Source organism: Allobosea sp. 10N428 (assembly GCF_056394545.1).
In genome coordinates, this window is the sequence record NZ_JBFTIC010000006.1 from 281,320 (window position 1) to 303,557 (window position 22,238).

19 protein-coding genes are annotated in these 22,238 nt (G+C 66.4%); 12 read left to right on the forward strand and 7 right to left on the reverse strand.

What is annotated here, in order from left to right; all coding sequences use genetic code 11:
• The first annotated feature begins 80 nt into the window (after positions 1-80).
• Entirely contained in the window at positions 81-1,049 is a 969-nt protein-coding gene (locus tag AC1DDA_RS19670; RefSeq protein ID WP_476797029.1) for an ornithine cyclodeaminase family protein, read from the forward strand.
• A 2-nt stretch (positions 1,050-1,051) separates the two neighbouring features.
• On the opposite strand, the gene AC1DDA_RS19675 is transcribed toward AC1DDA_RS19670, so the two are convergent.
• The gene (locus tag AC1DDA_RS19675) at positions 1,052-1,480 is read right to left on the reverse strand and encodes a DUF1810 domain-containing protein (protein ID WP_476797030.1); all 429 of its coding nucleotides are present in this window, start codon (positions 1,478-1,480) and stop codon (positions 1,052-1,054) included.
• Between the two features lie 131 nt (positions 1,481-1,611).
• On the opposite strand from AC1DDA_RS19675, the gene AC1DDA_RS19680 reads away from it, so the two are divergent.
• Positions 1,612-2,649, forward strand: coding sequence for a DmpA family aminopeptidase (locus AC1DDA_RS19680; RefSeq protein ID WP_476797031.1), 1,038 nt, complete (start codon positions 1,612-1,614; stop codon positions 2,647-2,649).
• A gap of 134 nt (positions 2,650-2,783) precedes the next feature.
• Here the strand turns inward: AC1DDA_RS19680 and AC1DDA_RS19685 are convergent, their stop codons facing one another.
• Both AC1DDA_RS19685 and AC1DDA_RS19690 read right to left on the reverse strand, forming a co-directional pair.
• A complete protein-coding gene (locus tag AC1DDA_RS19685) occupies positions 2,784-4,034 on the reverse strand; it encodes an aminopeptidase (RefSeq protein ID WP_476797032.1) in 1,251 nt (416 codons plus the stop codon).
• 107 nt (positions 4,035-4,141) lie between these two features.
• A complete protein-coding gene (locus AC1DDA_RS19690) occupies positions 4,142-5,032 on the reverse strand; it encodes a GntR family transcriptional regulator (RefSeq protein WP_476797033.1) in 891 nt (296 codons plus the stop codon).
• An 82-nt stretch (positions 5,033-5,114) separates the two neighbouring features.
• On the opposite strand from AC1DDA_RS19690, the gene AC1DDA_RS19695 reads away from it, so the two are divergent.
• The 3 genes from AC1DDA_RS19695 (at position 5,115) to AC1DDA_RS19705 (ending at position 9,659) form a co-directional block, all read left to right on the forward strand.
• Positions 5,115-6,257 (forward strand): C45 family autoproteolytic acyltransferase/hydolase, encoded by a 1,143-nt coding sequence (locus tag AC1DDA_RS19695; RefSeq protein WP_476797034.1) that lies wholly within the window; start codon positions 5,115-5,117, stop codon positions 6,255-6,257.
• Between the two features lie 213 nt (positions 6,258-6,470).
• Positions 6,471-8,024, forward strand: a complete 1,554-nt coding sequence (locus AC1DDA_RS19700) for an ABC transporter substrate-binding protein (protein WP_476797035.1) — start codon at positions 6,471-6,473, stop codon at positions 8,022-8,024.
• 93 nt (positions 8,025-8,117) lie between these two features.
• On the forward strand, positions 8,118-9,659 hold the full coding sequence (locus AC1DDA_RS19705; protein WP_476797036.1) for an ABC transporter substrate-binding protein: 1,542 nt from the start codon (positions 8,118-8,120) through the stop codon (positions 9,657-9,659).
• A gap of 19 nt (positions 9,660-9,678) precedes the next feature.
• On the opposite strand, the gene AC1DDA_RS19710 is transcribed toward AC1DDA_RS19705, so the two are convergent.
• Positions 9,679-10,344 (reverse strand): GntR family transcriptional regulator, encoded by a 666-nt coding sequence (locus tag AC1DDA_RS19710; RefSeq protein ID WP_441511610.1) that lies wholly within the window; start codon positions 10,342-10,344, stop codon positions 9,679-9,681.
• Between the two features lie 107 nt (positions 10,345-10,451).
• On the opposite strand from AC1DDA_RS19710, the gene AC1DDA_RS19715 reads away from it, so the two are divergent.
• From AC1DDA_RS19715 to AC1DDA_RS19735, 5 genes are read left to right on the forward strand one after another with little or no spacing between them, the layout of a single operon-like run.
• The gene (locus tag AC1DDA_RS19715) at positions 10,452-11,336 is read left to right on the forward strand and encodes an alpha/beta hydrolase family protein (protein ID WP_476779593.1); all 885 of its coding nucleotides are present in this window, start codon (positions 10,452-10,454) and stop codon (positions 11,334-11,336) included.
• 29 nt (positions 11,337-11,365) lie between these two features.
• Positions 11,366-12,907, forward strand: coding sequence for an ABC transporter substrate-binding protein (locus AC1DDA_RS19720; RefSeq protein ID WP_476797037.1), 1,542 nt, complete (start codon positions 11,366-11,368; stop codon positions 12,905-12,907).
• Between the two features lie 60 nt (positions 12,908-12,967).
• Positions 12,968-13,912, forward strand: coding sequence for an ABC transporter permease (locus tag AC1DDA_RS19725; protein WP_476779595.1), 945 nt, complete (start codon positions 12,968-12,970; stop codon positions 13,910-13,912).
• A 50-nt stretch (positions 13,913-13,962) separates the two neighbouring features.
• The gene (locus tag AC1DDA_RS19730) at positions 13,963-14,781 is read left to right on the forward strand and encodes an ABC transporter permease (RefSeq protein WP_441511862.1); all 819 of its coding nucleotides are present in this window, start codon (positions 13,963-13,965) and stop codon (positions 14,779-14,781) included.
• Positions 14,778-16,496 carry an ABC transporter ATP-binding protein gene (locus AC1DDA_RS19735; RefSeq protein ID WP_476797038.1) on the forward strand — a complete coding sequence of 573 codons (1,719 nt, stop codon included), beginning with the start codon at positions 14,778-14,780 and terminating at the stop codon, positions 16,494-16,496. The genes AC1DDA_RS19730 and AC1DDA_RS19735 overlap by 4 nt, the downstream gene beginning before the upstream one ends.
• 105 nt (positions 16,497-16,601) lie before the next feature.
• On the opposite strand, the gene AC1DDA_RS19740 is transcribed toward AC1DDA_RS19735, so the two are convergent.
• Genes AC1DDA_RS19740 through AC1DDA_RS19750 form a run of 3 tightly spaced genes read right to left on the reverse strand, consistent with a single transcriptional unit; the run spans position 16,602 to position 19,601 of the window.
• Positions 16,602-17,795, reverse strand: a complete 1,194-nt coding sequence (locus AC1DDA_RS19740; RefSeq protein ID WP_476779597.1) for an extracellular solute-binding protein — start codon at positions 17,793-17,795, stop codon at positions 16,602-16,604.
• 31 nt (positions 17,796-17,826) lie between these two features.
• On the reverse strand, positions 17,827-18,861 hold the full coding sequence (locus AC1DDA_RS19745; RefSeq protein WP_476797039.1) for an N-acetylglucosamine-6-phosphate deacetylase: 1,035 nt from the start codon (positions 18,859-18,861) through the stop codon (positions 17,827-17,829).
• Between the two features lie 2 nt (positions 18,862-18,863).
• Positions 18,864-19,601, reverse strand: a complete 738-nt coding sequence (locus tag AC1DDA_RS19750; protein ID WP_476797040.1) for a glucosamine-6-phosphate deaminase — start codon at positions 19,599-19,601, stop codon at positions 18,864-18,866.
• Between the two features lie 125 nt (positions 19,602-19,726).
• Between AC1DDA_RS19750 and AC1DDA_RS19755 the strand changes: the two genes are divergently transcribed.
• Together AC1DDA_RS19755 and AC1DDA_RS19760 are read left to right on the forward strand one after the other, a co-directional pair.
• Positions 19,727-20,911, forward strand: a complete 1,185-nt coding sequence (locus AC1DDA_RS19755; protein ID WP_476797041.1) for an ROK family transcriptional regulator — start codon at positions 19,727-19,729, stop codon at positions 20,909-20,911.
• Between the two features lie 149 nt (positions 20,912-21,060).
• The gene (locus tag AC1DDA_RS19760; protein ID WP_476779601.1) at positions 21,061-22,236 is read left to right on the forward strand and encodes an extracellular solute-binding protein; all 1,176 of its coding nucleotides are present in this window, start codon (positions 21,061-21,063) and stop codon (positions 22,234-22,236) included.
• Positions 22,237-22,238: the final 2 nt, after the last annotated feature.

Sequence of the window (22,238 nt, forward strand, 5' to 3'; positions counted from 1 at the left end):
CGCCGGCCAAGCTCGGCTGTATCCCCCCGTTTACGCGGGTTTTTCCCGCCGCCGCGCCTTGCCGTTACGGAGCTCTCGGGATGAGCGAAACCCTGCTTTATCTGTCGCGCGAGAACGTCCGGGCGCTGTCGATCCCGGCGGCCGCGGCGCGCGAGGCCGTCCTCCAGGGATTTCGCGACCATGGCGCCGGCCTGAACCGCAGCCTGCCGAAGAGCACGCTGACGCTCGGCCCCGGCCATGGCTTCCAGGCGATGACAGCCGCCTCCTCGGCGCAGGGGATCGCCACGGTGAAATGGGTGGCGATGGCGCCCGTCGCTGCCGGCTCACCGCTGCCGGCCGTGAGCGCGCTGATCTGCGTCAGCGACTATGAGACCGGCCAGCCACTCGCCGTCCTCGACGGCGACGAGATCACGCTGATCCGCACCGCGGCGATCAGCGCCGCCGCGGCATCGCTACTGGCACCCGCTGCGCCGCAGACCATCGGCTTCGTCGGCTGCGGCCTGCAGGCCCACGCCCATCTCGCCGCCTTCCGCGATCTCTATCCCGGCCTGACCCACGCGCTGATGCTCAGCCGCAGCCGCTCCTCCGCCGAACGCCTCGCCGAAGCGGCACGCGCAGCCGGGCTCGCCACCGAAATCCTCGACGAACCTGATGCGCTGCTCGCCTGCAGCGACATCGTGATCTCGATGGTGCCGGGCGCGGCGGGCATGACGCCCTTCCTCGATGCGCAGCGCCTTAAGCCGACCGCCCTGGCAGTAGCAGTCGACACCGGCCGCAGCTGGAAGCCGGAGACGCTGCCGGCTTTCGACCTGCTCGCAACCGACAGCCTCGAACAATCGCGCGCGCCCTACGGCGCCGACGGCACCCCCGTCACGACCGTCGCCTTCCAGCACGATTTGATCGGATTGGCCGCTGCACCGCAGCCGAACTCGGCGGTGGGGCGCTCCCTCTTCGCCTTCCGCGGCGTCGCCTTCGCCGACCTCGCCCTCGCCCATCTCGCCGTCGCGCAAGCCCGCGCGCAGGGGCTCGGGACGGTGCTGCCGCGCTGAAGCTAGGTCTTGCCAAGCAGTTCCAAGGTGCGTGGATCGGGACCGTCGAAGAAGCGGCTCAGCACCGCGCGATAGGCGTTGGCGCCGTCCCCGCTCGCGGCATCGAACAGCGTCATCGAGGAGCACAGCTTCCTGTCGTCGGGCGAGCCGAAGATCGCGTTTGCACTGCGTCCCTCATGCGCAAGCACCGCCTCCACGATCGCTGCGAGCCTCGGCCCCAGAACCGGATGTGCCAGATAGGCCCGCGCCTCGTCGAGCGAGCCGATGCCGTAGAACTCCGAATTCGGGGACAGGCCGAGCCCGCGCATCTGCGGAAACACGAACCAGATCCAGTGGCTGCGCTTGCGCCCGGCCTTCACCTCGGCGAGCGCATCGTCCCAGACGGGCTCTTGCGCATCGAGAAAGCGCTGCAGATGGAACGGATCGGACATCGGCGCACTCCCTGCTTCGCCATCTCAAACGCGCGGACTGCCCTGCCGTTCATTCCGCCCCGCGCCTGACGCGCTTGAGCCGGCACGCGCCCATGCTATTCCCGCCGAACGATCCATCGAGACCCGGCACCATGACCCAGCGCCTGCGCGATTTCGGCCTTTCCTGCGGCATCATGCAGCCGGGCCCGCTCAATGCCATCACCGACGTGGCGGGGGTGAAGCTCGGGCACTGCACCCTGCGCGACGGCGACATCCTGACCGGCTTCACGGCGCTGTTGCCGCATGACGGCAACCTCTTCCGCCGCAAGATGCGCGCGGCGGTCGAAATCATCAACGGCTTCGGCAAGAGCGCGGGGTTGATGCAACTCGCCGAACTCGGCCAGATCGAGACGCCCCTCCTGCTCGGCAACACGCTGAGCGTCGGCACCGGATTCGACGCGCTGGTGACGCGCGCGCTCGCCGACAATCCCGACATCGGCCGCGAGACCGGCACGGTCAACCCGATCGTGCTCGAATGCAATGACGGCTATCTCTCGGACATCCGCGCCCGCGCGCTGACGCAGGTGCATGCCTTCGCCGCGCTCGACGCTGCCACTTCAGGCCCAGTCGCGGAAGGCGCGGTCGGCGCCGGCACGGGCATGAGTGCCTTCGGCTTCAAGGGCGGCATCGGCACAGCCTCGCGGTGCTTCGATCTCGACAGCGCCGATTACACGCTCGGCGTGCTCGCGCTGGCGAATTTCGGCAATGCGGGCGATCTCGTCCTGCCCGACGGGCGCCGCCCCGTCCCGCCGGAGGCCAAGCCGCAGAGCGAGCGCGGCTCCGTCATCCTCGTCATCGCGACCGACGTGCCACTGGAATCGCGGCAGCTGCAACGGGTCGCGCGGCGTGGCGGCGCCGGTCTCGCCCGGCTCGGCGCCTTCTGGGGCAATGGCAGCGGCGACATCGCGGTCGCCTTCTCGACGGCTGATCCGATCGACCACGATCAGCCGAACGATCTCGTGCCGCTTCGCGCCCTCAACGAGAACCGCATCGACACGCTCTTCCGCGCAGCCACTGAAGCGACGCAGGAAGCCGTGCTCAACGCGATGGCCGCCGCCCCCGCCACGACCGGTCGTGACGGTCAGCATCGCCCGTCGCTCGGGGATTGGCTCAGGACGAACCCGGCCTGACGAGGAAACACACCGTCATGCTCGCCCTTGTGGCGAGCATCCACGTCTTGAACACCGCATTCCACGAAGGGAGACGTGGATGGTTGGGACAAGCCCGACCATGACGGAAGGTGCGTCGGCTAGACGTTCGCGCTTCAGGCCCACTCGCCCTTGCGGAACACCGGCACGCGCCGGCCGTCAGCATGCACACCGTCGATATCGACCTCGCCGGAACCAATCATCCAGTCGATATGGATCAGGCTCTTGTTGCCGCCTTGCGCCGCGATCTGCTCCGGCGTGAGGTTCGCGCCGTCGACGAAGCATTTCGAATAGCACTGGCCGAGCGCGATGTGGCAGGAGGCGTTCTCGTCGAAGAGGGTGTTGTAGAACAGGATGCCGCTCTTCGAGATCGGCGAGGAATGCGGCACCAGCGCCACCTCGCCGAGACGGCGCGCGCCCTCGTCCGTGTCGAGCACCTTGTTCAGGACCGCCTCGCCGCGCGAAGCCTTGGCCTCTGCGATCCGGCCGCCCTCGAAGCGCACCTGGATGCCGTCGATCAGCGAGCCCTGATAGGAGAGCGGCTTGGTGCTCGAGACATGACCCTCGATGCGGCGCGCATGCGGGGTGGTGAAGACCTCCTCGGTCGGGATGTTCGGGTTGCAGACGACGCCGTTCTTGGCCGGCGAGGCGCCGCCCTGCCAGTCATGGCCGTCAGCGAGCCCGACGACGAGATCGGTGCCCGGCCCGGTGAAGTGCAGAGAAGCGAAGCGCTGGCCGTTCAGCCAGTCGCGGCGGGTCCGCAGTGCCGCGTTGTGCGCCGCCCAGGCGGCCACCGGATCGGCCTCGTTGATGCGCGAAGCGGCGAAGATCGCCTCCGCCAACTTGCCGACCGCCACCTCCTCGGCATCATCCGGGAAAACCTGCTTCGCCCAGGCCGCGCTGGGATAGGCCAGGATGTTCCAGTTGATGTCGAAGCCGGCGATCTTCTCCAGCGCCGGCTGATAGGCGACGGAATTCGCCTTGCTGGCGCGCCCGACCTTGGCCGGGTCTTCGTTCGCCAGCAGCATCGGATTGTCGCCGACCACGGCGAGCCGCGCGGTGTTGGCGGAGAAGGCCTTGGCGACGCCCTCATAGAGCCAGGCCGGCGCCTTGTCGAAGCTCGCATCCGGCGCATAGCGATAGCGCGCGAGCGTGATCTCCTCGTCGGCAAGCATCGGCGTCACGATGCCGGCGCCGGCCTTGTAGGCGTGCTCGGCGATGCGCCGGACCAGCGGTAGCGCCGCGACCGGCGCGGTCAGGAACAGGTCCTGCCCCGGTTGCAGATTGAGGCCGACGCGGATGGCGACCTCGGCCAGCTTGTCGAGCTTCGCGGGATCGATGGCTTGCGGGCGCTGGTGAACAGTCATGGCACTCGACCTGTCGGATTCGGGATATCGGCCATTGCGGGCCCAAATCGCGGCCGGGTCAACCGCCTCGGCGGCAGGGCAGCCATCTCGGGCCCGGACAGGCTGGCTCACTCGGCCTCATCGACCTGTCGCGTCCCCAGCTTGAGCTTACTGGCCCGGAACAAGTGGCTCCGCATCAAGGCTGAGGCGACTTCGTTCTCTCCTGCTTCCAGATGGTCGAGCATGGCCAAATGCTCCGTGCAATTCACCTGCACGCGCTCGAAACCGAGACCCCAGTCATAGTTCGAGAGGCGCCGGAGCTGGTTCTGGCGACGCACGGCAGAGTGGAAGTAGCGATTGCCCGTCGCCCCGGCCAAGCCTTCATGGAAAGCGGCATTCATCTCGTAGAACGCGATGCTCGAAGACTCGCGCCACGGGCTTTGCAGATATTCGAGATGGCGCGCCCGCATCTCGGCGATCCAGCCGGGCTCGAGGTGAAAGCCCGGTTCGAGCATGCACATCGGCTCGATGACCAGACGGAAGCGATAGCTCTCGTCGCGCAGACGCTTGTCGCGCGGCTCGTGCAGGAAGCGCCAGCCATAGCCCGGCTTGCGCTCGACCATGTCGAGATCGGCGAGGCGCGCAAGCAGCTTCTGCGCCTCGGGCCGGCCAAGTTCATAGCGCCGCATCACTTCGAGTTCCGAAACCTCGTCGGGCAGCAGCCCGTTCTCGCGCTCATGCGCCAGCCGGATCATGGCGAGGTCGATCGCCTCCGGCGGCAGAGCGCTATCGCTCGCGGCCGGCAGCTTCACGATCTCGATGCCCTTGTTGAGATGACGGCGAACGATGCCCTGCTCGGCGAGATGGTCAAGCGCTGCGCGCACTGGCGTGCGCGAGACGCCGAGGCGGCGGGCCGTCGCATTCTCGTTCAGCCAGGCGCCCGCGCCGAGCGCATCATCCCGCACCAGTTGCAGGATGCGCCCGGCAATCTCCTGCTGCAACCGGGTCGGAACGGTCATCGGAAAGCCCTTGCTTGTTTTAGTTGACGATGAAATACATTACAGATCAATGTCACGCCAGCATATCGGAAAGTTGCGCGCCATGGTCCACCCCTGCCCCTTCGTCGACGTTTCGGGCTCGCCCTATGAGCGCGGCCGCCAGCACGGCGCGGCCGTGCCTCAGCGCGTGAAGCGCTCGATCGAGCTCTATGGCGGCCAGCTTGGCGACCTCGGCTACGACGCCAAGGCCAAATCCGCCCTGATCGGCGAGTTCGCCAGCGAGATCGAGGCCTTCGGCGCGCATTACATCGAAGAGATGCGTGGCATCGCCGACGGCGCCGGCGTCGCGCTCGAAGACATCATCATGGTCAACGCCCGCACCGAGGTCATCGCCAAGGCGCGGATGGTCAAGAACAAGCCGGTCGAGGCAACCGAAGAACTCGACGATGGCTGCACCGGCGCCATCATCCTGCCCGAGCGCAGCGCCTCGGGCGAGCTTATCCACGGCCAGAACTGGGACTGGCGTGCCGAATGCGCGGAGACCGCGATCGTGCTGCGTGTGCGCCGCGACGACGGTCCGGATTTCCTGACCTTCGTCGAGGCCGGCGGCCTCGCCCGCTGCGGCATGAACGCGGCCGGCATCTCGATCACCGCCAACTATCTCGAATGCGAGCGCGACTTCACCCAGACCGGCGTGCCGCTCGCCCTGATCCGCCGCAAGGTGCTGGAGCAGGAGCACCTCGCCTTCGCGATCAAGGCCGTGGCCGCGACGCCGAAGGCCTGCTCCAACAACATGATGCTCTCGACCGTGAAGGGCTTCGGCATCGACTTCGAATGCGCCCCGGACGAGGCGTTTCCGATCTATCCGGAAGACGGCATGATCGTGCACGCCAACCACTGGGTCGGGCAGGTCGCGCTGACCAAGGTGAAGAACACCAGCATTCCGCGCGTGCCTGAGAGCTTCTACCGCGACTGGCGGGTGAAGAAGCTGCTCGACGAGGCCGGCCGAAAGCTGACGGTCGACGATCTCAAGCAGGCTCTCTTCGACGATTTCCTCTCGCCCTATTCGGTCTGCCGGCCGGCCCGCCCGAACGAGCAGGGCAACCTCTCGGCGACCGTCGCGATGGTGATCATGCAGCCCGCCAAGGGGATCATGGAGGTCGCACCGCTGCCGGCCGAGAACCGCGTCTTCACCCGCTACAGCCTGACCGAGGAGCCCGTCCTGCTCGCCGAAGCGGCGGAATAAACAGACGACAAAGGCTGCTTGGAAGCCCACTCAGCCCTCATCCTGAGGAGCCATTCCCGAGGGAACGGCGTCTCGAAGGATGGTCCAGGAGACTCGGGAGATATCTGGAACTCCCTTCGAGACGGCCCTGACGGGCCTCTTCAGGATGAGGTCTCACATTGAAGAACGGCCTCCGGGCACCGCGTCACAACCGAATAAAAACAGGGGAACATGATGCGTCGAACCACTACCACCGCCCTCGCCGCCGCGCTGTTGTGCGGCGGCTTGGTCCAGGCCGCCGAGGCCAGCACGCTCAAGATTCAGCTGCGCGCCGACATCCGCTCGATCAATCCCGGCGTCAATCGCGACGCCAATACTGACGGCGTCGTCGTTCAGATGGTCGAGGGCCTCGTCGCCTATGGCGAGGACGCGCTGCCCAAGCCCTTGCTGGCCGAGAAGGTCGAGATCTCGCCGGACGGCAAGAACTACACCTTCACGCTGCGCCCGGGCGTGAAGTTCCACAACGGCGCCCCCCTGACCGCAGCCGATGTGCTGTGGAGCTGGAATCGCTACATGGACCCGAAGACCGACTGGCGCTGCCTCTCGGAGTTCGACGGGCGCGGCCAGGTCAAGGTCGAGAAGGTCTCGGCGCCGAACGAGAAGACCGTTGTCTTCGAGCTCGACAAGCCCAGCGCGCTCTTTCTTTCCGCGCTCGCCCGCACCGATTGCGCCATGACCGGCATCATCCACAAAGACTCGGTCAAGACCGATGGCAGCTTCGACAAGCCGATCGGCACCGGCCCGTTCAAATTCGGCGAATGGAAGCGCGGCGAGTACATCAAGCTCGAGCGCTTCGCCGACTACGCCTCGCTGCCCGGCAAGATCGACGGATTGACCGGGGCCAAGAAGCCGCTGGTCGACGAAGTCCACTTCCTCATCATCCCCGACAACGCGACCGCCAAGGCAGCGCTGCTGCGCGGCGACATCGACATCGTTCCCGACATCGCCAATACCGACATCGCCGAGCTGAAGAAGAACGACAAGGTCAAGACCTCCGTCGTCACCAGCATGGGCCTGGTCGGCCTGATCATCCAGACGCGCGACCCGCTGCTGCAGAACGTCAAGCTGCGGCAGGCGATCGCCGCCGCGGTCGACACCAAGGAGCTGGTCGCCGCCGTCAGTGACGGCATCGGCACGCCCAACAACTCGATCGTCCCGGCGCTCTCCGCCTATTACGGCCCGGTGCAGAAGCAGGGTTGGAAATACGACCCGGCCGCCGCCAAGAAGCTCATCGCGGAAGCCGGCTACAAGGGCGAGAAGATCGTGATGCTCGCCAACAAGCGCTATCCCGAGAGCTTCGATGCCGCCGTGGTCGCCCAGCAGATGCTGCAGGCGGTCGGACTCAACGTCGAGATCGAAGTCCTGGAATGGGCGACGCAGCTCGACCGCTACAGCAAGGGCAACTACCAGATCCAGGCCTTCCCCTATTCCGGCCGCATGGACCCCGCGCTGAGCTACGAGTCGATGACCGGGCCGAAGGACAAGCAGCCGCGCAAGCTCTGGGACAATCCCGAAATCCAGGCGTTGCTCGACAAGTCGATGGTGGTGAACGACCGCTCCGGGCGTCAGGCGATCTTCGACGAGTTGCACAAGCGCTTCCTCGGCGAGGTGCCGATGGTGATGCTCTATAACGGCATCGTCGGCGGAGCGATGGGCGCCAAGACCAAGGGCTATGTCTCGACCGTCAGCTCGCTGCCGCGGGCCTGGGAAGTCACGGTCGACGAATAGCGATCGAACCGCTCCATCTTCGGGATCTCCCGCGACATCGAGGCATGCCCGCACAGGGCGTGCCCTGACGGCATAACGGCAAGGGGAACGAGAATGATCCGCATTTCGGCGCCTGCTCTCGCACTCGCGCTCATCGGCGGCGCGGTCCAGGCGCAGACGATCAATGTCGCGCTCAACGCCGACATCCGCTCGACCAATCCGGGCGTCAACCGCGACGACAACACCGACGCCGTGGTGCTGCACATGGTCGAGGGCCTGGTCGGGTATCGCGAGAATGGCGCCGTCGCGCCGCTGCTCGCCGAGAAGATCGAGATCTCGCCGGACGGGCTGACCTACACCTTCCACCTGCGCAAGGGCGTGAAGTTTCACAACGGCGCCGAGATGACCTCAGCCGACGCGCTGTGGAGCTGGAACCGCTACATGGACCCGAAGACGGACTGGCGCTGCAAGCCTGAATTCGACGGCCGCCTCGGCCTCAAAGTCACCGAAGCGACCGCCCCGGATGCCAGCACCTTCGTGATGAAGCTGGAGAAGCCGAGCGCGCTCTTCCTCGACACCATGGCCCGCACGGACTGCGCGATGGTCGCGATCATCAACAAGGACTCCGTCAAGGCCGATGGCGGCTGGGACAAGCCGATCGGCACCGGACCGTTCCAGCTCGCAGACTGGCGCCGCGGCGAATTCGTCCTGCTCAAGCGCTTCGACAGTTACGTCTCGCCTGTTGGAGACAAGCGCGACGGCTATGTCGGCTCCAAGCGCCCGCTTGCGCAGGAGGTCAAGTTCCTCGCGATCGCCGATGGCGCGACCGTCAAGGCCGGCCTGATGTCGGGAGCGCTGGATGTCGCCGACGTTCCGGACGAGGACGTGCCGGAGATGAAGAAGAGCGGCCTGCAGGTGCTGACCGCGCCGAGCGCCACCAAACACACGATCCTGCTCCAGACCCGCGACCCGGTTCTGAGCGATGTGCGCATGCGCCAGGCGATCGTCTCCGCACTCGATCTCGACGAGATTGTCGGCGCCGCCTCGAGCGGCCTCGGCAAGACCAACAACTCGGCGGTCTACATCACCTCGCCCTTCTATGACGAGGTCCAGAAGAGACGCTACAGCCACGACCTCGCCCGCACCAGGAAGCTACTCGCCGAAGCCGGCTACAAGGGTGAGACGATCAGGCTGATCGCCAACAAGCGCTCGACCGTGCCAAGCTATCCCGTCGCGATCATGGCGCAGGCGATGCTGCAGGCCGCCGGTATCAAGGCCGAGATCGAGATCCTCGAATGGGCGACGCAGCTCGACCGGTTCTCGAAGGGCAACTACCAGATGATGTCCTTCAGCTATTCCGCCCGCATCGACCCCGCCCAGAGCTACAATCAGTTCTCCGGCCCGAAGGACAAACTGCCCTCGAAGGTCTGGGACAATGCACAGGCCAACGCCCTCATCGAGAAGGCGACGCTGGTCAATGACGAGGCCGAGCGGAAGAAGATCTTCGACCAGTTGCATGTGATGATGCTGGCCGATGCGCCGCTGGTCTTCCTCTACAACCAGGTCGATACGGCGGTGGTCTCCAAGCGCCTGCAGGGCTTTTCCCCCTGGGTCGCCTCCAAGCCGCGCCTCTGGGAGGTCGGCATCGCCAAGTGAACCTTGCGGGGCGAGGCGATCAGCCCGGCGCCGCTGCCGCCAGCCCGCGTGTGCCGCCCGTCAATATGTGGTCCGCGATCACCTTGGCGAGGCGCGGCGCATCCCCGGCCTTCAGGGCCTCGATCATCGCATAGTGCTCGCGGTCGCTGCGCAGGAGCGATTCATGCGAGCTCCAGACCGTCATCTGCGTGCCGCGCTCGCGGTCGCGCAGCCCCCAGATCATCTCCTCCAGCACGGCATTGCCGCAGAAGGAATAGAGCAGTTGATGGAAGGCACGGTTGATCTCGCTCTGCTCGGTGCGGCTGCCGGTGAGCACAACGGCGGAGAATCGTTCCGCGGCCTCGGTCAAGCGCGCGACCGCCGCCGTGTCGATACGCGCGGCGATGCCGTCCGCCGCCGCCGTCTCCAGAACGATCCGCGTTGCCTGGATCTCCCTGTAGGTCTTCATATCGACTTCGGCGACGCGATAGCCCCGGTTGGGGACATGCTCGATCGTCTTCCGCACGGCGAGCTCGTCGAGCGCGCTGCGCACGTCGAAGCGCGTCGCCTGGAAGCGTTCCTCCAGGTCGATTTGGCGCAGCCACTCGCCCGGCCGGAATGCGCGCAGCCGGATCGCCTGCGCGATCTCGTTGGCGAGGATGGCCCGCCGGGTGCCGGCGTTTTCGCGTTTCCGCTGGGATGTCATGGTTGGCTCTCTAGCAGGATTCGGGCGGCGCGACAGAAGTTGGTTGCGAAGCCAACCATAACATGCAACAAAATTGGCGCCAATAATTTCGCCAGAGGAGAGAGCCCGTGAGCGCCGTGGCAGAACAGACCGCTAAGCCGGAAATCGAGGCGGCCGCGCGCGCCAAGGCGCTTTACGAATACGGTCCGACCTCGATCTACGCCGCGAAGCACGATCCGCGCTTCCCCTATTGCCTCTATGTCCCGCCGAGCCTCGGCGAAGGCGGCGAAAAGCCCGAGCTGATCGTCGCGATGCACGGCACCGGTCGCGGCTTCACCGGCTATCGCGACGCCTTCTCCGCCTTCGCGCGCTGGAACAACTGCATCATCCTGGCGCCGCTCTTCCCGATCGGCGTGATGGGCGACGGCTATCGCGACGGCTTCAAATACATGCGCGAGGGCAAGCTCCGTTACGACCATGTGCTGCTCGCCATCGTCGAGGAGGTTTCCGAGCGCTATGGCATCGCCTTCGACCGCTTCGGCCTTTTCGGCTATTCCGGCGGCGGGCACTTCGCCCACCGCTTCCTGATGCTCCAGCCGAACAAGCTCTGGGGCGTCTCGATCGGCGCGCCGGGTTCGGTGACCTTGCTCGATCCGACCCGCGACTGGTGGGTCGGCACGCGCGACTTCGCCACACTCTTCGGCCAGGAACTCGACATCCCCGCAATGCAGAAGGTCGCGGTCCAGATGGTCGTCGGCGCCGCCGATCTCGAGACCTGGGAGATCACCCATAAGCCGGGCGGCCGCAACTGGATGCCCGACGCCAACCATGCCGGCGCCACCCGCCCCGAGAGGCTGGCCAAGCTGCGCGACAACTTCGCGGAGAACGGCATCGCCGCGCGCCTCGACCTCGTGCCGAACACGCCACATGACGGGGTCAAGGTCGTGCCGGTCGTCGAGGATTTCTTCGCCGGCGAACTCCGCCGTATCCGCGCCGCCCGCAAGGCCGGCTGAACGATCACAACGACAACAGGGGAACCATCATGAAGCGCCTCCTTGTCTCCGCCGCTACGCTCGCCCTCTCGGCCGGCGCCCTGCAGGCCCAGACGCTGACCGCCGTGCTCAATGCCGACATCCGCTCAACCAACCCCGGTGTGAACCGGGACGGCAATACCGACGCGGTCGTGCTGCATATCGTCGAGGGCCTCGTCGGCTATGCCGAGGACGGCTCGGTCGGCCCGCTTCTGGCCGAGAAGGTCGACCTCTCGCCCGACGGCAAGACCTATACCTTCCGCCTGCGCAACGGCGTGAAGTTCCACAACGGTGCCACGATGACCTCGGCCGATGTGCTGTGGAGCTGGAACCGCTACATGGACCCGAAGACCGATTGGCGCTGCCTGTCCGATTTCGACGGGCGCAACGGCCTCAAGGTCGTCTCGGCCACGGCCCCGGATGCCAACACCTTCGTCATGGAGCTCAACGCGCCGAACGGCCTCTTCCTCGACACGCTGGCCCGGGCAGATTGCGGCGGCACGGCCGTGATCCACAAGGATTCGGTGAAGGCCGACGGCAACTGGGACAAGCCGATCGGCACCGGCCCCTTCATGCTCGGCGAATGGAAGCGCGCCCAGTCGGTCCAACTCCTCGCTTTCGACCAGTACACCTCGCCGAAGGGCGACAAGCGCGACGGCTATATCGGCTCGAAGCGGCCGCTGGTGAAGGAAGCGCGCTTCATGGTCATCCCCGACGCGGCGACAGTGAAGGCGGGTTTGCTTGCAGGTTCGCTCGACATGGCGCTGATGCCGGAATCCGATGTGCCCGACCTCAAGGGCGCACCCAACGTCGCGCTCGCAATCGCGCCTAACCCGGTCCGGCACAGCCTCATCATCCAGACCCGTGATCCGGTGATGAAGAACCAGGCCCTGCGCCAGGCGATCGCCGCCGCGATCGACTTCCCCGAACTCGTCGCCAACGTCTCCAACGGCCTCGGCAAGCCCAACAACTCGCCGGTCTACACGACCTCGAAATACTATGGCGACGTCGAGAAGCAGGGCTTCAAATACGATCCCGCCGCGGCCAAGGCCCTGCTCCAGAAGGCCGGCTACAAGGGTGAGAAGATCGTCATCCTCGCCAACAAGCGCTCCAGCGTGCCGAGCTTCAACACCGCCGTCATCGCCCAGGCAATGATGCAGGCAGTGGGCATCAACGCCGAGATCGAAGTGCTGGAATGGGCGACGCAGCTCGACCGCTACAACAAGGGCAACTACCAGATGCAGGCCTTTTCCTATTCGAGCCGCTTCGACCCCGCTCTCGGATTCGAGCAGATCGCCGGCCCGAAGGACAAGCAGCCGCGCAAGGTCTGGGAAGACCCGGAAGCGCTCGCCCTGATCGACAAGTCGATGGTTGTGACCGACCCGGCCGAGCGCCAAAAGCTCTTCGATGAGCTGCACAAGCGCTTCATCGACCAGGTGCCGACCATCTTCACCCATAACGACCTCGACATCATCGCCCATTCCAAGCGCCTGACCGGTGTGACGCCGTGGGCGTCGCAGCTGCGGCTCTGGGAGGTTGGCGTCGCCAAGTAAGGGGGCGCCTCCGGCCCTGGCTTTGGCCGGGGCCGGTATTGAGGCTTGGGAGGGCCTTCGATGTTTCGTTTCGCGCTGACGCGGATCGCAATGGCGTTGCCGACGCTGCTGATCGTAGCAGTCTCGGTCTTCGTCCTGATCCGCCTGATCCCTGGCGACCCCGCGCAGCTAATGCTGGGTGATCTGGCGACGCCGGCAAGCCTCGCCGATCTGCGGGCCCGGCTCGGCCTCGACCAGAGCCTGCCGGCGCAGTTCGGCATCTGGTTCGGCAAGGTGCTGACCGGCGATTTCGGCCAGTCGATCTCGTCGCAGCAGGCGGTTCTGCCGCTGATCCTGCAGCGCTTCGCCGTCAGCGCCCAGATCGTGCTCGTCGCGGTGCTGCTGGCGAGCCTCGTCGCGGTGCCGGCCGGCGTGATCGCCGCCTGGAAGCAGGATACCCCGGTTGATCTCGGCCTCGTCGCCACCGCGACGCTGCTGCTCTCGATCCCCACTTTCTGGCTCGGCCTGCTGCTGCTGCTGTTCTTCGGCCTCAAGCTCGAATGGCTGCCGGTCGTCGGCTATGTCTCGATCGCCGAGAACCCCTGGGCCGGCATCCTCTATCTGATCATGCCGATCATGACGCTGTTCCTGCACGAGATCGGCGTGATCCTGCGCATGGCCCGCGCCTCGACGCTCGAGGTGCTCCGGCTCGACTACATCACCCATGCCCGCGCCAAGGGCCTCTCGGAGAGCGCCGTGCTCTGGCGCCACGCCTTCAAGAACGCCTTCGGCCCGACCTGGACGCTGATCGGCCTCGTGCTCGGCAATCTGCTCGGCGGCATCGCGGTGGTCGAGACCGTCTTCACCATCCCGGGACTGGGGCGCCTGCTCGTCGATGCGATCTTCGCCCGCGACTATCCGGTGATCCAGGGCTGCATGCTCTTCGTCGCCTTCACCTATGTGCTGGTGAACCTCGTCATCGACCTCTGCTACCCGGTCTTCGATCCAAGGGTGACCGCGCAATGAGCAGTGACAGCACCATGAGCACTGGCGGCTCCGTGAAGAAGGCCAGCCGCATGAAGCTCCCGGCTCCCAACGCGATCGTCGGCGGCACGCTGATCGGCATCCTGCTCGCGACCGCCGGCACCGGCGCGCTGTGGACGCCCTACGACCCGCTCAAGCTCTCCTTCCGCGAGAAGCTGGCGGCGCCGAGCGCCCTCCACTGGCTCGGCACCGACGAGTTCGGCCGCGATGTGCTCTCGCGCCTGATGGCGGGCGCTGCGACCTCGGTCTGGATCAGCCTGCTCACCGTTACGCTCGCGGTCGTGCTGGGCACGCTGATCGGCCTGTTCTCCGGCTATATGCGCGGCTGGACCGACCGCATCATCATGGCCTTCAACGATGCGCTGCTCGCCTTCCCCGGCATCCTGCTGGCGCTCGGCCTGCTGGCCGTCGTCGGTGCCAACAAATACGGCATCATCGTCGCGCTCGGCATCGCCTACACGCCCTCGGTCGCTCGCGTCGTGCGCGGGGCCGTGCTCTCGCTGCGCGAGCGCGAGTTCATCGCGGCCTCCCGCGTCATGGGCAATTCCGAAGCCTTTACCATGGCCCGCCACATCCTGCCGAACTGCATCGCGCCGCTGACCGTGCTGGCGACCTCGATGTTCGGCTATGTCCTGCTGGCGGAAAGCGCGCTCTCCTTCCTCGGCCTCGGCGTACCCCCGCCGGCCCCGACCTGGGGCAACATGCTCGCCGGTTCCAGGCCCTATATCGGGCAGGCGGTCTGGCTCGGCATCTTTCCGGGCCTGTGCATCTCGCTGACCCTGCTCGGCATCAACCTGCTCGGCGACGCCGTGCGCGACAAGCTCGACCCGCGGATGAGGGGCTCGCGATGACCAAAGCGTCTTCAAGCGCAGTGGACACCGGTTCGCGTCAAGAAAGCGCGTCGAGCAAGACTGCTGCCCCGCTTCTCGATGTCGCCAATCTCACATTGAAGATCGGCGGCTCCGGCCGCACCGTCGTCAACGACGTCTCCTTCCAGGTCTTCCCCGGCGAGATCGTCGGCATCGTCGGCGAATCCGGCTCTGGCAAGACGCTGGCCGCCCGGGCCGTGATGGGCTTCATCCCGCCCGCGGTCGCGCTCACCTCCGGCACGATCCGCTTCGACGGGCAGGATGTGATGGCGATGTCGGGCAAGGATCTGCGCGCCATGCGCGGCGCCAAAGTCGGCATGGTCTTCCAGGAGCCGATGACCTCGCTCAACCCGTCGATGCTGATCGGCCGCCAGCTCGACGAGGGCCTGGCGCTGCATCGCAAGCTCGACGCACCCGCCCGCCGCGCGCTGATCCTCGACATGCTCCGGCGCGTCGGCCTGCGCGATCCGGAGGGCGCGCTCGCCGCCTATCCGCACCAGTTCTCCGGGGGCATGCGCCAGCGCATCATGCTGGCCTCGGTGATGCTGCTGAAGCCCGCCCTGCTGCTGGCCGACGAGCCGACGACGGCGCTCGACGCCGTCGTCCAGCGCGACGTGATGGAGCTGATGGTCGAATTGACCCAGGCCAACAACACCGCCGTGCTCTTGATCTCGCATGATCTCGGCATGGTCGCGCGCTATTGCAGCCGCATCGTCGTGATGTGCCAGGGCGATGTGGTCGAGCAGGGCAAGGCCGAGGACCTGCTCGCCCGGCCGCAGCACCCCTATACCCGCAAGCTGCTCTCGGCGATGCCGCATCGACTGCCGGCGCGATTGCTGCCTGTGGCCAAGACGCCGATCGTGGCGGTGCGCGACCTCGTCGTCGAATATCCCGGTCGGCAGGGCTTCTTCCGCAAGGAGCAGGCGAAGCGGGCGCTACACGGCATCAGCCTCGACGTGAAGCCGGGCGAGGTCGTCGCCGTGGTCGGTGGGTCCGGCTCGGGCAAGACCACGCTCGGCCAGTCGATCGCGGGCCTGGTCAAGCCGGCCGGCGGCGAGATCCGCTTCAACGGCAAGCCGATCACGAAGAGCGAGACGGCCTATTGGGACTACCGGCTCAACTGCCAGATGGTGTTCCAGGACCCCTACTCCTCGCTCGACCCGCGCATGACGATTCAACAGCTCGTGGCCGAGCCGCTGCGCCTGGTGCCGGACATGACCCCGGCCGACCGGAAGGCGCGCGTCGCCGAGGTTCTGACCGAGGTCGGCCTGAAGGACGGCTTCGCCGAGCGCTATCCGCACGAGCTCTCCGGCGGCCAACGCCAGCGCATCGCGATCGCCCGCGCGATCGTGCGCCGCCCGAGCTTCGTCATCGCCGACGAGCCGGTCTCGGCGCTCGACGTCACGGTCCGCGCGCAGGTGCTCGAGCTCTTCGACGAACTCCAGAAGAAGCACGGCTTCTCCTGCCTGTTCATCAGCCATGATCTCGGCGTGGTCGAGCAGGTCGCCGACCGGGTCATCGTCATGCAGGATGGCCGCATCGTCGAGGAAGGCCCCCGCGACGACATCTTCGACAATCCGCAGCACGCCTATACCCGCAAGCTCCTCGCCGCGGTGCCCGGCCTCGAAAGCACTGGCGACGGCGGTGTCCGGCTCTTCTGGAGGCTCGGCGAGGCCGAAGCTCCGATCCCGGCCTGATTGCCCGCAACGGAAACGGCCCGGAATCCATCGTCGGTGGCGGCACCGTGCGATGGCTTCCGGGCCTCTCTCGCTCCACGGAGTGAGAGTTGATCGCACGTTCCGTCAGCGCTTGCGCTTGGCGCCGACCAGCTCGTCCCATTTGCGGAAGGCGACGACCATCTTGTCGGGCTTCAGCGGCAGCTCGATCGGGTTCTTGGCGATGAGATCGGCGTATTCCGGCCGGCCGAACTCCGCGATCACCTCTTGGCTCCGCTTCGGCGCCAGCGAGAGCGGCACATCCTTCACCGCCGGCCCCGGATAGAGATAGCCCTCGTCATAGGAATAGGCCTGCATCTTCGGCGTCAGCACATGCGCCATGATGTCGAGCACGACGGCGAGGCGATCGTTCGGGATGCCCTTCGGCACGCACATGAAGAAGGCGTCCGAGACCCAGTGGAAGCCCTTCAGCGTCTGGATCTTCGCTTCCTTCGGCACGATGCCGAGCGCGCGCGGGTTGATGTCCCAGCCCGTGGTCGAGATGATGATGTCGCGCGAGCCGTCGCCGAACTCCTTCATCGTCGCGCCGGTGCCGGCCGGGTAGTATTCGATGTGCTCGCCGAGCTCCTGCAGATAGGCCCAGGTCTTGTCCCACCCATTGACCGGGTCCTGCGGGTCCTTGTCGCCGAGGATATAGGGCAGGCCCATCATGAAGGTGCGGCCGGGGCCTGAGTTGGTCGGGCGCGCATACATGAACTTGTTGGGATTGGCCTTGGCCCAGGCCAGCAGCTCCTCGGCCGTGGTCGGCACCTGCTTGACGCGGTCCGGCATGTATTCGAGCAGCGGGCCGGACGGATAGTAGTTCACCACCGTGCCGAAGCCGGCGCCCTGGACCTTGTGCAGGTTGAGCGCCGCCGGCTCGTAGTTCTGCTCGATGTTGGGGAATTTCTCGGCGAAATCGGGGAAGATCTTGAGCCAGAGATTCTGCTCGAGACCGGCCGCGAGGCCATCCGAGCCGGTCAGCACGAGGTCGAGATCGGCGCGGCCGGCATCCTGCTGTGCCTTGATCTTGCTCGCCAGCTCCGGTGCCGGCGCCTTCACATAGGTGATGCGCGAGACCAGCTTGGGATTGGCGTTGCGGTAGTCGTCGAAGGCCTGCTGCATCAGCGCCAGAGCACCGCCGACATCGATGATGTTGATGCCGACCGGGGCCGAGGGCAGCGGCGGCGCGGCGGCGAAGGCGCCGCTTCCTCCGATGGTCAGCGCGCCGAGACCGCCCAGGACGGTGCGGCGATCGACGCCTTTCGAGAATTCGCTCATTGTTTTCCCCTCTTGCTTGTTGGTGAGGTCGTCAGGCTGCTGCCCCGGCGGCGAAATCGCGGCGCTCGTTGCCGATGCGCACGCCGCGGATGCGGAGTTCCGGCGACCATTCGATCGCGTTCTCCGGCAAGGTGATACCAGCGGCGACCAGCGCCCCGGCGATGCAGGCAAGCGCATGGGTCGAGGCCATGGCGATCGCTTCCTCGGGCGAGGCAATCCCCCAGGCCACGAGATTGCGCACGGCATCGTCGAGCTTGAGCGCCGAACCCGCCAGCGAGGCGCCGCCCGGCTGGCGCACCGAGCCGTCCGCGGCGAGATCGACCGGCATGCCGGCGAAGCTATAGCGGCCGGGCGCGGCGCCCGCCGCGACCACCGCATCGGTGACGAGGATCGAGCGCTCAAAGCCCTTCGCCCGGATCAGGCTCTTCAGTGCCTTCGGGTGAATATGGATGCCGTCAGCGATGAAACCGGCCATCAATCGATCCTCGGCGAGCTGCGCGAAGAGCGGATTGACGAGCTTGTGCATCTGTTGCGGCAGGCCGTTGCCGAGATGGGTCGAGAGCGTCGCGCCTGCATCGGCAGCGGCGGCGACGGTCCCGAAATCGGCGGCGGAATGGCCGATGGCAACGACCTTGCCCATGCGAGCAAGTTGACCGGCGAGCGCGACGCCGCCTTCGACCTCCGGCGCCAAAGTCACCATCAGGATCGGCCGCGACAGCAGCTGGTCAAGATGCGCGACCAGTTCGGCCGTTGCTGCCGTCATCGCCTCCGGCGGGTGGCAGCCGGAATAACCTGCGGTCGGATTCAGGAACGGGCCTTCGAGATGGTAGCCCGGGCACATCAGCGGCCCGAGCCGGCTGCCGCTCACCGCTGCGTCGAGCGCGCGGAAGCGCTCTTCCAGCTCATGCGGATGCGCGGTGATGATCGTCGGCAGGCAGGTGGTCACGCCCGTCGCCAGCATCGCCTCCAGCGCCCGGTCGAGCTCATCAGCCGTGATCGTGCCGGAGTTGAAATCCACCCCGGCGAAGCCGTTGACCTGGAGATCGACGAGACCGGGCGTGCGCATCGTCAGCCCTTCCGGCTCAGCAGCGACGCGGCCGGCGGATCGATAAACAGCACCGTGCGCTTGTGCGTCTGGAGGATGGAGGCCGGCGCCAGGTTGCTGACCGGCCCCTCCAGCGCGGCCTTGGTCGCCTCGGCCTTGCGCGTGTCGGAGACGGAGAGGACGATCAATTCGCTCTTCAGGATCTGGCGGATGCTCATCGAGATCGCCTGCTGCGGCACGTCCGCGAAGCTCGGGAACCAGCCCTCGCCGAATTGCTGGCGCCGGCAAGCCTCGTCCAGATTCACGATGAGATAGGGATCTTCCGCGTCGAAATCGGCCGGTGGATCGTTGAAGGCGAGGTGGCAGTTTTCCCCGATGCCGGCAAAGCAAACGGCGATGCGCTTGCCGGCGATCAGCGCGTTGAGCTGCTTCACCGCCGCCGCGGCATCGCCCTCACCATCGACGGGGATGAAGGTCGGCGCGTTCTTGAGCGGCGCCATGAAGCGCTCGCGCAGATAGCGGCGGAAGCTCGCCGGATGGCTCTCGGGCAGGCCGACATATTCATCAAGATGGAAGGCCGTGACCTTCTTCCAGTCGATACCCTCGGCCACCACGAGATGGCTCAGCATCTCGAACTGGCTCGCCCCGGTCGCTACGATGATCGTCGCTTCGCCATGGCGGGCAAGCTCCTCGCGGATCGCCTGTGCGCCAAGCGCTGCCGCCTGCCGGCCGAGCCCGTCTTTGTCAGAGGCAACATGCATCTCGATCATCAATTTTTGAACCTTTTCCGTCAAAAAATTTCCGATATTCTGCTACCGAGCTTATGAAGCTTCGGCTGAAACGCAACGATTAATTTTGAACGCAACCGTTCTGAATAGAGCCTGCCTTGTCCCTGCTGACGATCGACGAAAGCCGCCTTGCGCTTGCCCATGACCGGGACTGCGCCCGCATCTACCGGCTGATCCTGAACGGCGAGGCTCATTCCCGTGCCGATATCGCCCGCATCCTCCAGCTCCGCTCGACCAGTGTCTCGCGCGTCGTCGGCGAGCTCATCGCCCGCCGCCTCGTCATAGAGACGGTCGGCGAAGCAAGCGGGCGCGGCCGTCCTCCCGCGATCCTCGTCGCCCATACCCGCCGCATCGGCGCCTCCGTGATCTATGTCTCCAGCCAGTCGCTGTCAGGCGCGCTGGTTGATCTGAATGGTTATCTCGTCGCCGAGCGCCGCCGTCCCATTGCGAGCGATGCCGACAACGCAGCCATCGCCGCGGCGATGGCTGAACTGGCGCGAGACCTCCTCGACGCGATGCCGCCGGGCATGAGCCACGCCGGCACCGCCGTCTCGCTCTCCGGCCTGATCGACCTGAAGCAGGGCCAATGGCTGCTAGCCTCGCGCTGGCCGCGCATGCGCGGGCTCGACATCGCCTCGATCCTCGCCCCCGTCGCCGGACCCGTCACGGTCTGCCGCAATCTCGACGCCGAACTGCGCGCCCGGGCCGCCCGCGAGCCTGAGAATTTCACGGGCGGCACCATCCTGCTGCATTGGGGTTGGGGCGTCGGGCTCGCCTATGCGATGGACGGCGAGCCCTTCGCACCGACCGGCTCCTTCGGCGAAATCGGGCATTGGCGGCTCGCCGCGCTGCAAGATCGCCCTTGCGGCTGCGGCAACACCGCCTGCCTCGAAACCGGCGCCGCGCTCTGGTCACTGCTCCCGGCGCTGCGCCGGCACTGGGCCGATCTCGATCAGGATGAGATCCGGCTTGCGCGGCAGCTTGCCGGGCTGGACCTCCTGTCCTTGCCGGAAATCGACATGGCAGCGCAGCTGCTCGCCCGCGCGCTCGCCAATGCCTGTCGCCTGCTCTTTCCCGCCCGCATCGCGGTGAGCGGTCCCTTCTCCGCCAACCCGCAGCTCTGGGCCCGGTTCAACACGCTGTTCCGGGCGGAAGGCACGATGGACGGCTTTGCCGTCCCGGACCTCTCCGGCGCGGCCGCCAGCCACCTTTACGAGATCCACGGCGCGGCCTCGCCGCTGCTCAGCCGCGCGGCGGAGTCGCTCCTCCTCGAACAAGTCTGATCCGCCCGTTCATCGCATGCTCCGAAATGGTGCCGCCCATGCCAGCGAATGCGCTGGCGTGCCACAACGTGGTGCACTAGTATCCCAGGCAAGAGCTCCTGATGCCGATCATGGCACGCCAAAAGAGAGCCAAACCCCAGGGAGAGACCATGAACCATCCGACACGCCGAACCATCATGGCCGGAGCAGCCGGCCTTGCCGCATTGAAAGCCGGCGGCGCGCTGGCACAGAGCGCCCCGGTCGCGCTCAACATCATCGACGTCGCCGGCAATCTGCAGCTGACGCAGGTCGCCATCGAGCGCTTCGCCAAAGAGAATCCGAAGCTGATCTCGCGGCTGAACTTCTCGCGCGCGCCCTCGCCGGAGCTGCCGGCCAAGCTCAAGGCGCAGCAGGCGGCCAACCGCGTCGACATCGACCTTGTGCTGACCGGCCCCGGCGCCATGTCGGACGGCATCCAGCAGGGGCTCTGGGTCGATGTCTGGAAATCCCACGCCAAGGACCTGCCGAAGCCGGAAGAGGTCTATCACGAGCAGGCGCTGATGATGCAGCGCAACTTCGGCCAGAACGAGGGCGTCGCGGTCGTCTATTCCCCCTCCGGCCCGCTGTTCGAGTACGCGCCGGAGCGTCTCAAGGCCGTTCCGAAGACCGCCGAGGAGCTGCTGGCCTATGTCAAGCAGAACCCGAAGCGCTTCACCTATGCCCGCCCCGTCAATTCCGGCCCCGGCTGGACCTGGCTGCAGGGCCTGCCCTACATCCTCGGCGACGCCGACCCCACCGATCCGATGAAGGGCTGGGACAAGAGCTGGGCCTATCTCAAGGAGCTCGGCACCGGCATCGACTACTATCCGGGCGGCACCGCCGCGACGATGAAGGAGCTTGGCGAAGGCACCCGCGACGTCATCGTCTCGACGCTGGGCTGGGACATCAACCCGCGCGTGCTCGGCATCGTGCCGAAGGAGGCCAAGGTCTTCGTGCTCGCCAACACGCACTGGATCCCGGACACCCAGTTCATGTGCATCCCAAGGGGCGTGACGGCCGACAAGATGCCGGCCCTCGTCGCGCTGATGGCCCATATGCTCAAGCCGGAGGCACAGGCCGTGACCTACGACAAGGGCTATTTCTATCCCGGCCCGGCCGTGAAGGGCGTGACGCTCGCCATGGCGCCGCAGGAAAGCCGCGATGTCCTCGCCGAATATGGCCGGCCGGAATATGACGGGCTGATCACCAGCCTGCCGACCAAGCCGCCACTGACCCCGGAGCGCCTCGTCGCTGCCTTCCGGCGCTGGGATCAGGAGATCGGCGTCGGCCACGGGGCGCCGCAATAGAC

Excerpts from the sequence above, each read along its gene's own strand:
- AC1DDA_RS19670 (WP_476797029.1), top strand. The coding sequence starts at position 81 with ATGAGCGAAACCCTGCTTTATCTGTCGCGCGAGAACGTCCGGGCGCTG.
- AC1DDA_RS19675 (WP_476797030.1), bottom strand. The coding sequence starts at position 1,480 with ATGTCCGATCCGTTCCATCTGCAGCGCTTTCTCGATGCGCAAGAGCCC.
- AC1DDA_RS19680 (WP_476797031.1), top strand. The coding sequence starts at position 1,612 with ATGACCCAGCGCCTGCGCGATTTCGGCCTTTCCTGCGGCATCATGCAG.
- AC1DDA_RS19685 (WP_476797032.1), bottom strand. The coding sequence starts at position 4,034 with ATGACTGTTCACCAGCGCCCGCAAGCCATCGATCCCGCGAAGCTCGAC.
- AC1DDA_RS19690 (WP_476797033.1), bottom strand. The coding sequence starts at position 5,032 with ATGACCGTTCCGACCCGGTTGCAGCAGGAGATTGCCGGGCGCATCCTG.
- AC1DDA_RS19695 (WP_476797034.1), top strand. The coding sequence starts at position 5,115 with ATGGTCCACCCCTGCCCCTTCGTCGACGTTTCGGGCTCGCCCTATGAG.
- AC1DDA_RS19700 (WP_476797035.1), top strand. The coding sequence starts at position 6,471 with ATGCGTCGAACCACTACCACCGCCCTCGCCGCCGCGCTGTTGTGCGGC.
- AC1DDA_RS19705 (WP_476797036.1), top strand. The coding sequence starts at position 8,118 with ATGATCCGCATTTCGGCGCCTGCTCTCGCACTCGCGCTCATCGGCGGC.
- AC1DDA_RS19710 (WP_441511610.1), bottom strand. The coding sequence starts at position 10,344 with ATGACATCCCAGCGGAAACGCGAAAACGCCGGCACCCGGCGGGCCATC.
- AC1DDA_RS19720 (WP_476797037.1), top strand. The coding sequence starts at position 11,366 with ATGAAGCGCCTCCTTGTCTCCGCCGCTACGCTCGCCCTCTCGGCCGGC.
- AC1DDA_RS19725 (WP_476779595.1), top strand. The coding sequence starts at position 12,968 with ATGTTTCGTTTCGCGCTGACGCGGATCGCAATGGCGTTGCCGACGCTG.
- AC1DDA_RS19730 (WP_441511862.1), top strand. The coding sequence starts at position 13,963 with ATGAAGCTCCCGGCTCCCAACGCGATCGTCGGCGGCACGCTGATCGGC.
- AC1DDA_RS19735 (WP_476797038.1), top strand. The coding sequence starts at position 14,778 with ATGACCAAAGCGTCTTCAAGCGCAGTGGACACCGGTTCGCGTCAAGAA.
- AC1DDA_RS19740 (WP_476779597.1), bottom strand. The coding sequence starts at position 17,795 with ATGAGCGAATTCTCGAAAGGCGTCGATCGCCGCACCGTCCTGGGCGGT.
- AC1DDA_RS19745 (WP_476797039.1), bottom strand. The coding sequence starts at position 18,861 with ATGCGCACGCCCGGTCTCGTCGATCTCCAGGTCAACGGCTTCGCCGGG.
- AC1DDA_RS19750 (WP_476797040.1), bottom strand. The coding sequence starts at position 19,601 with ATGCATGTTGCCTCTGACAAAGACGGGCTCGGCCGGCAGGCGGCAGCG.
- AC1DDA_RS19760 (WP_476779601.1), top strand. The coding sequence starts at position 21,061 with ATGAACCATCCGACACGCCGAACCATCATGGCCGGAGCAGCCGGCCTT.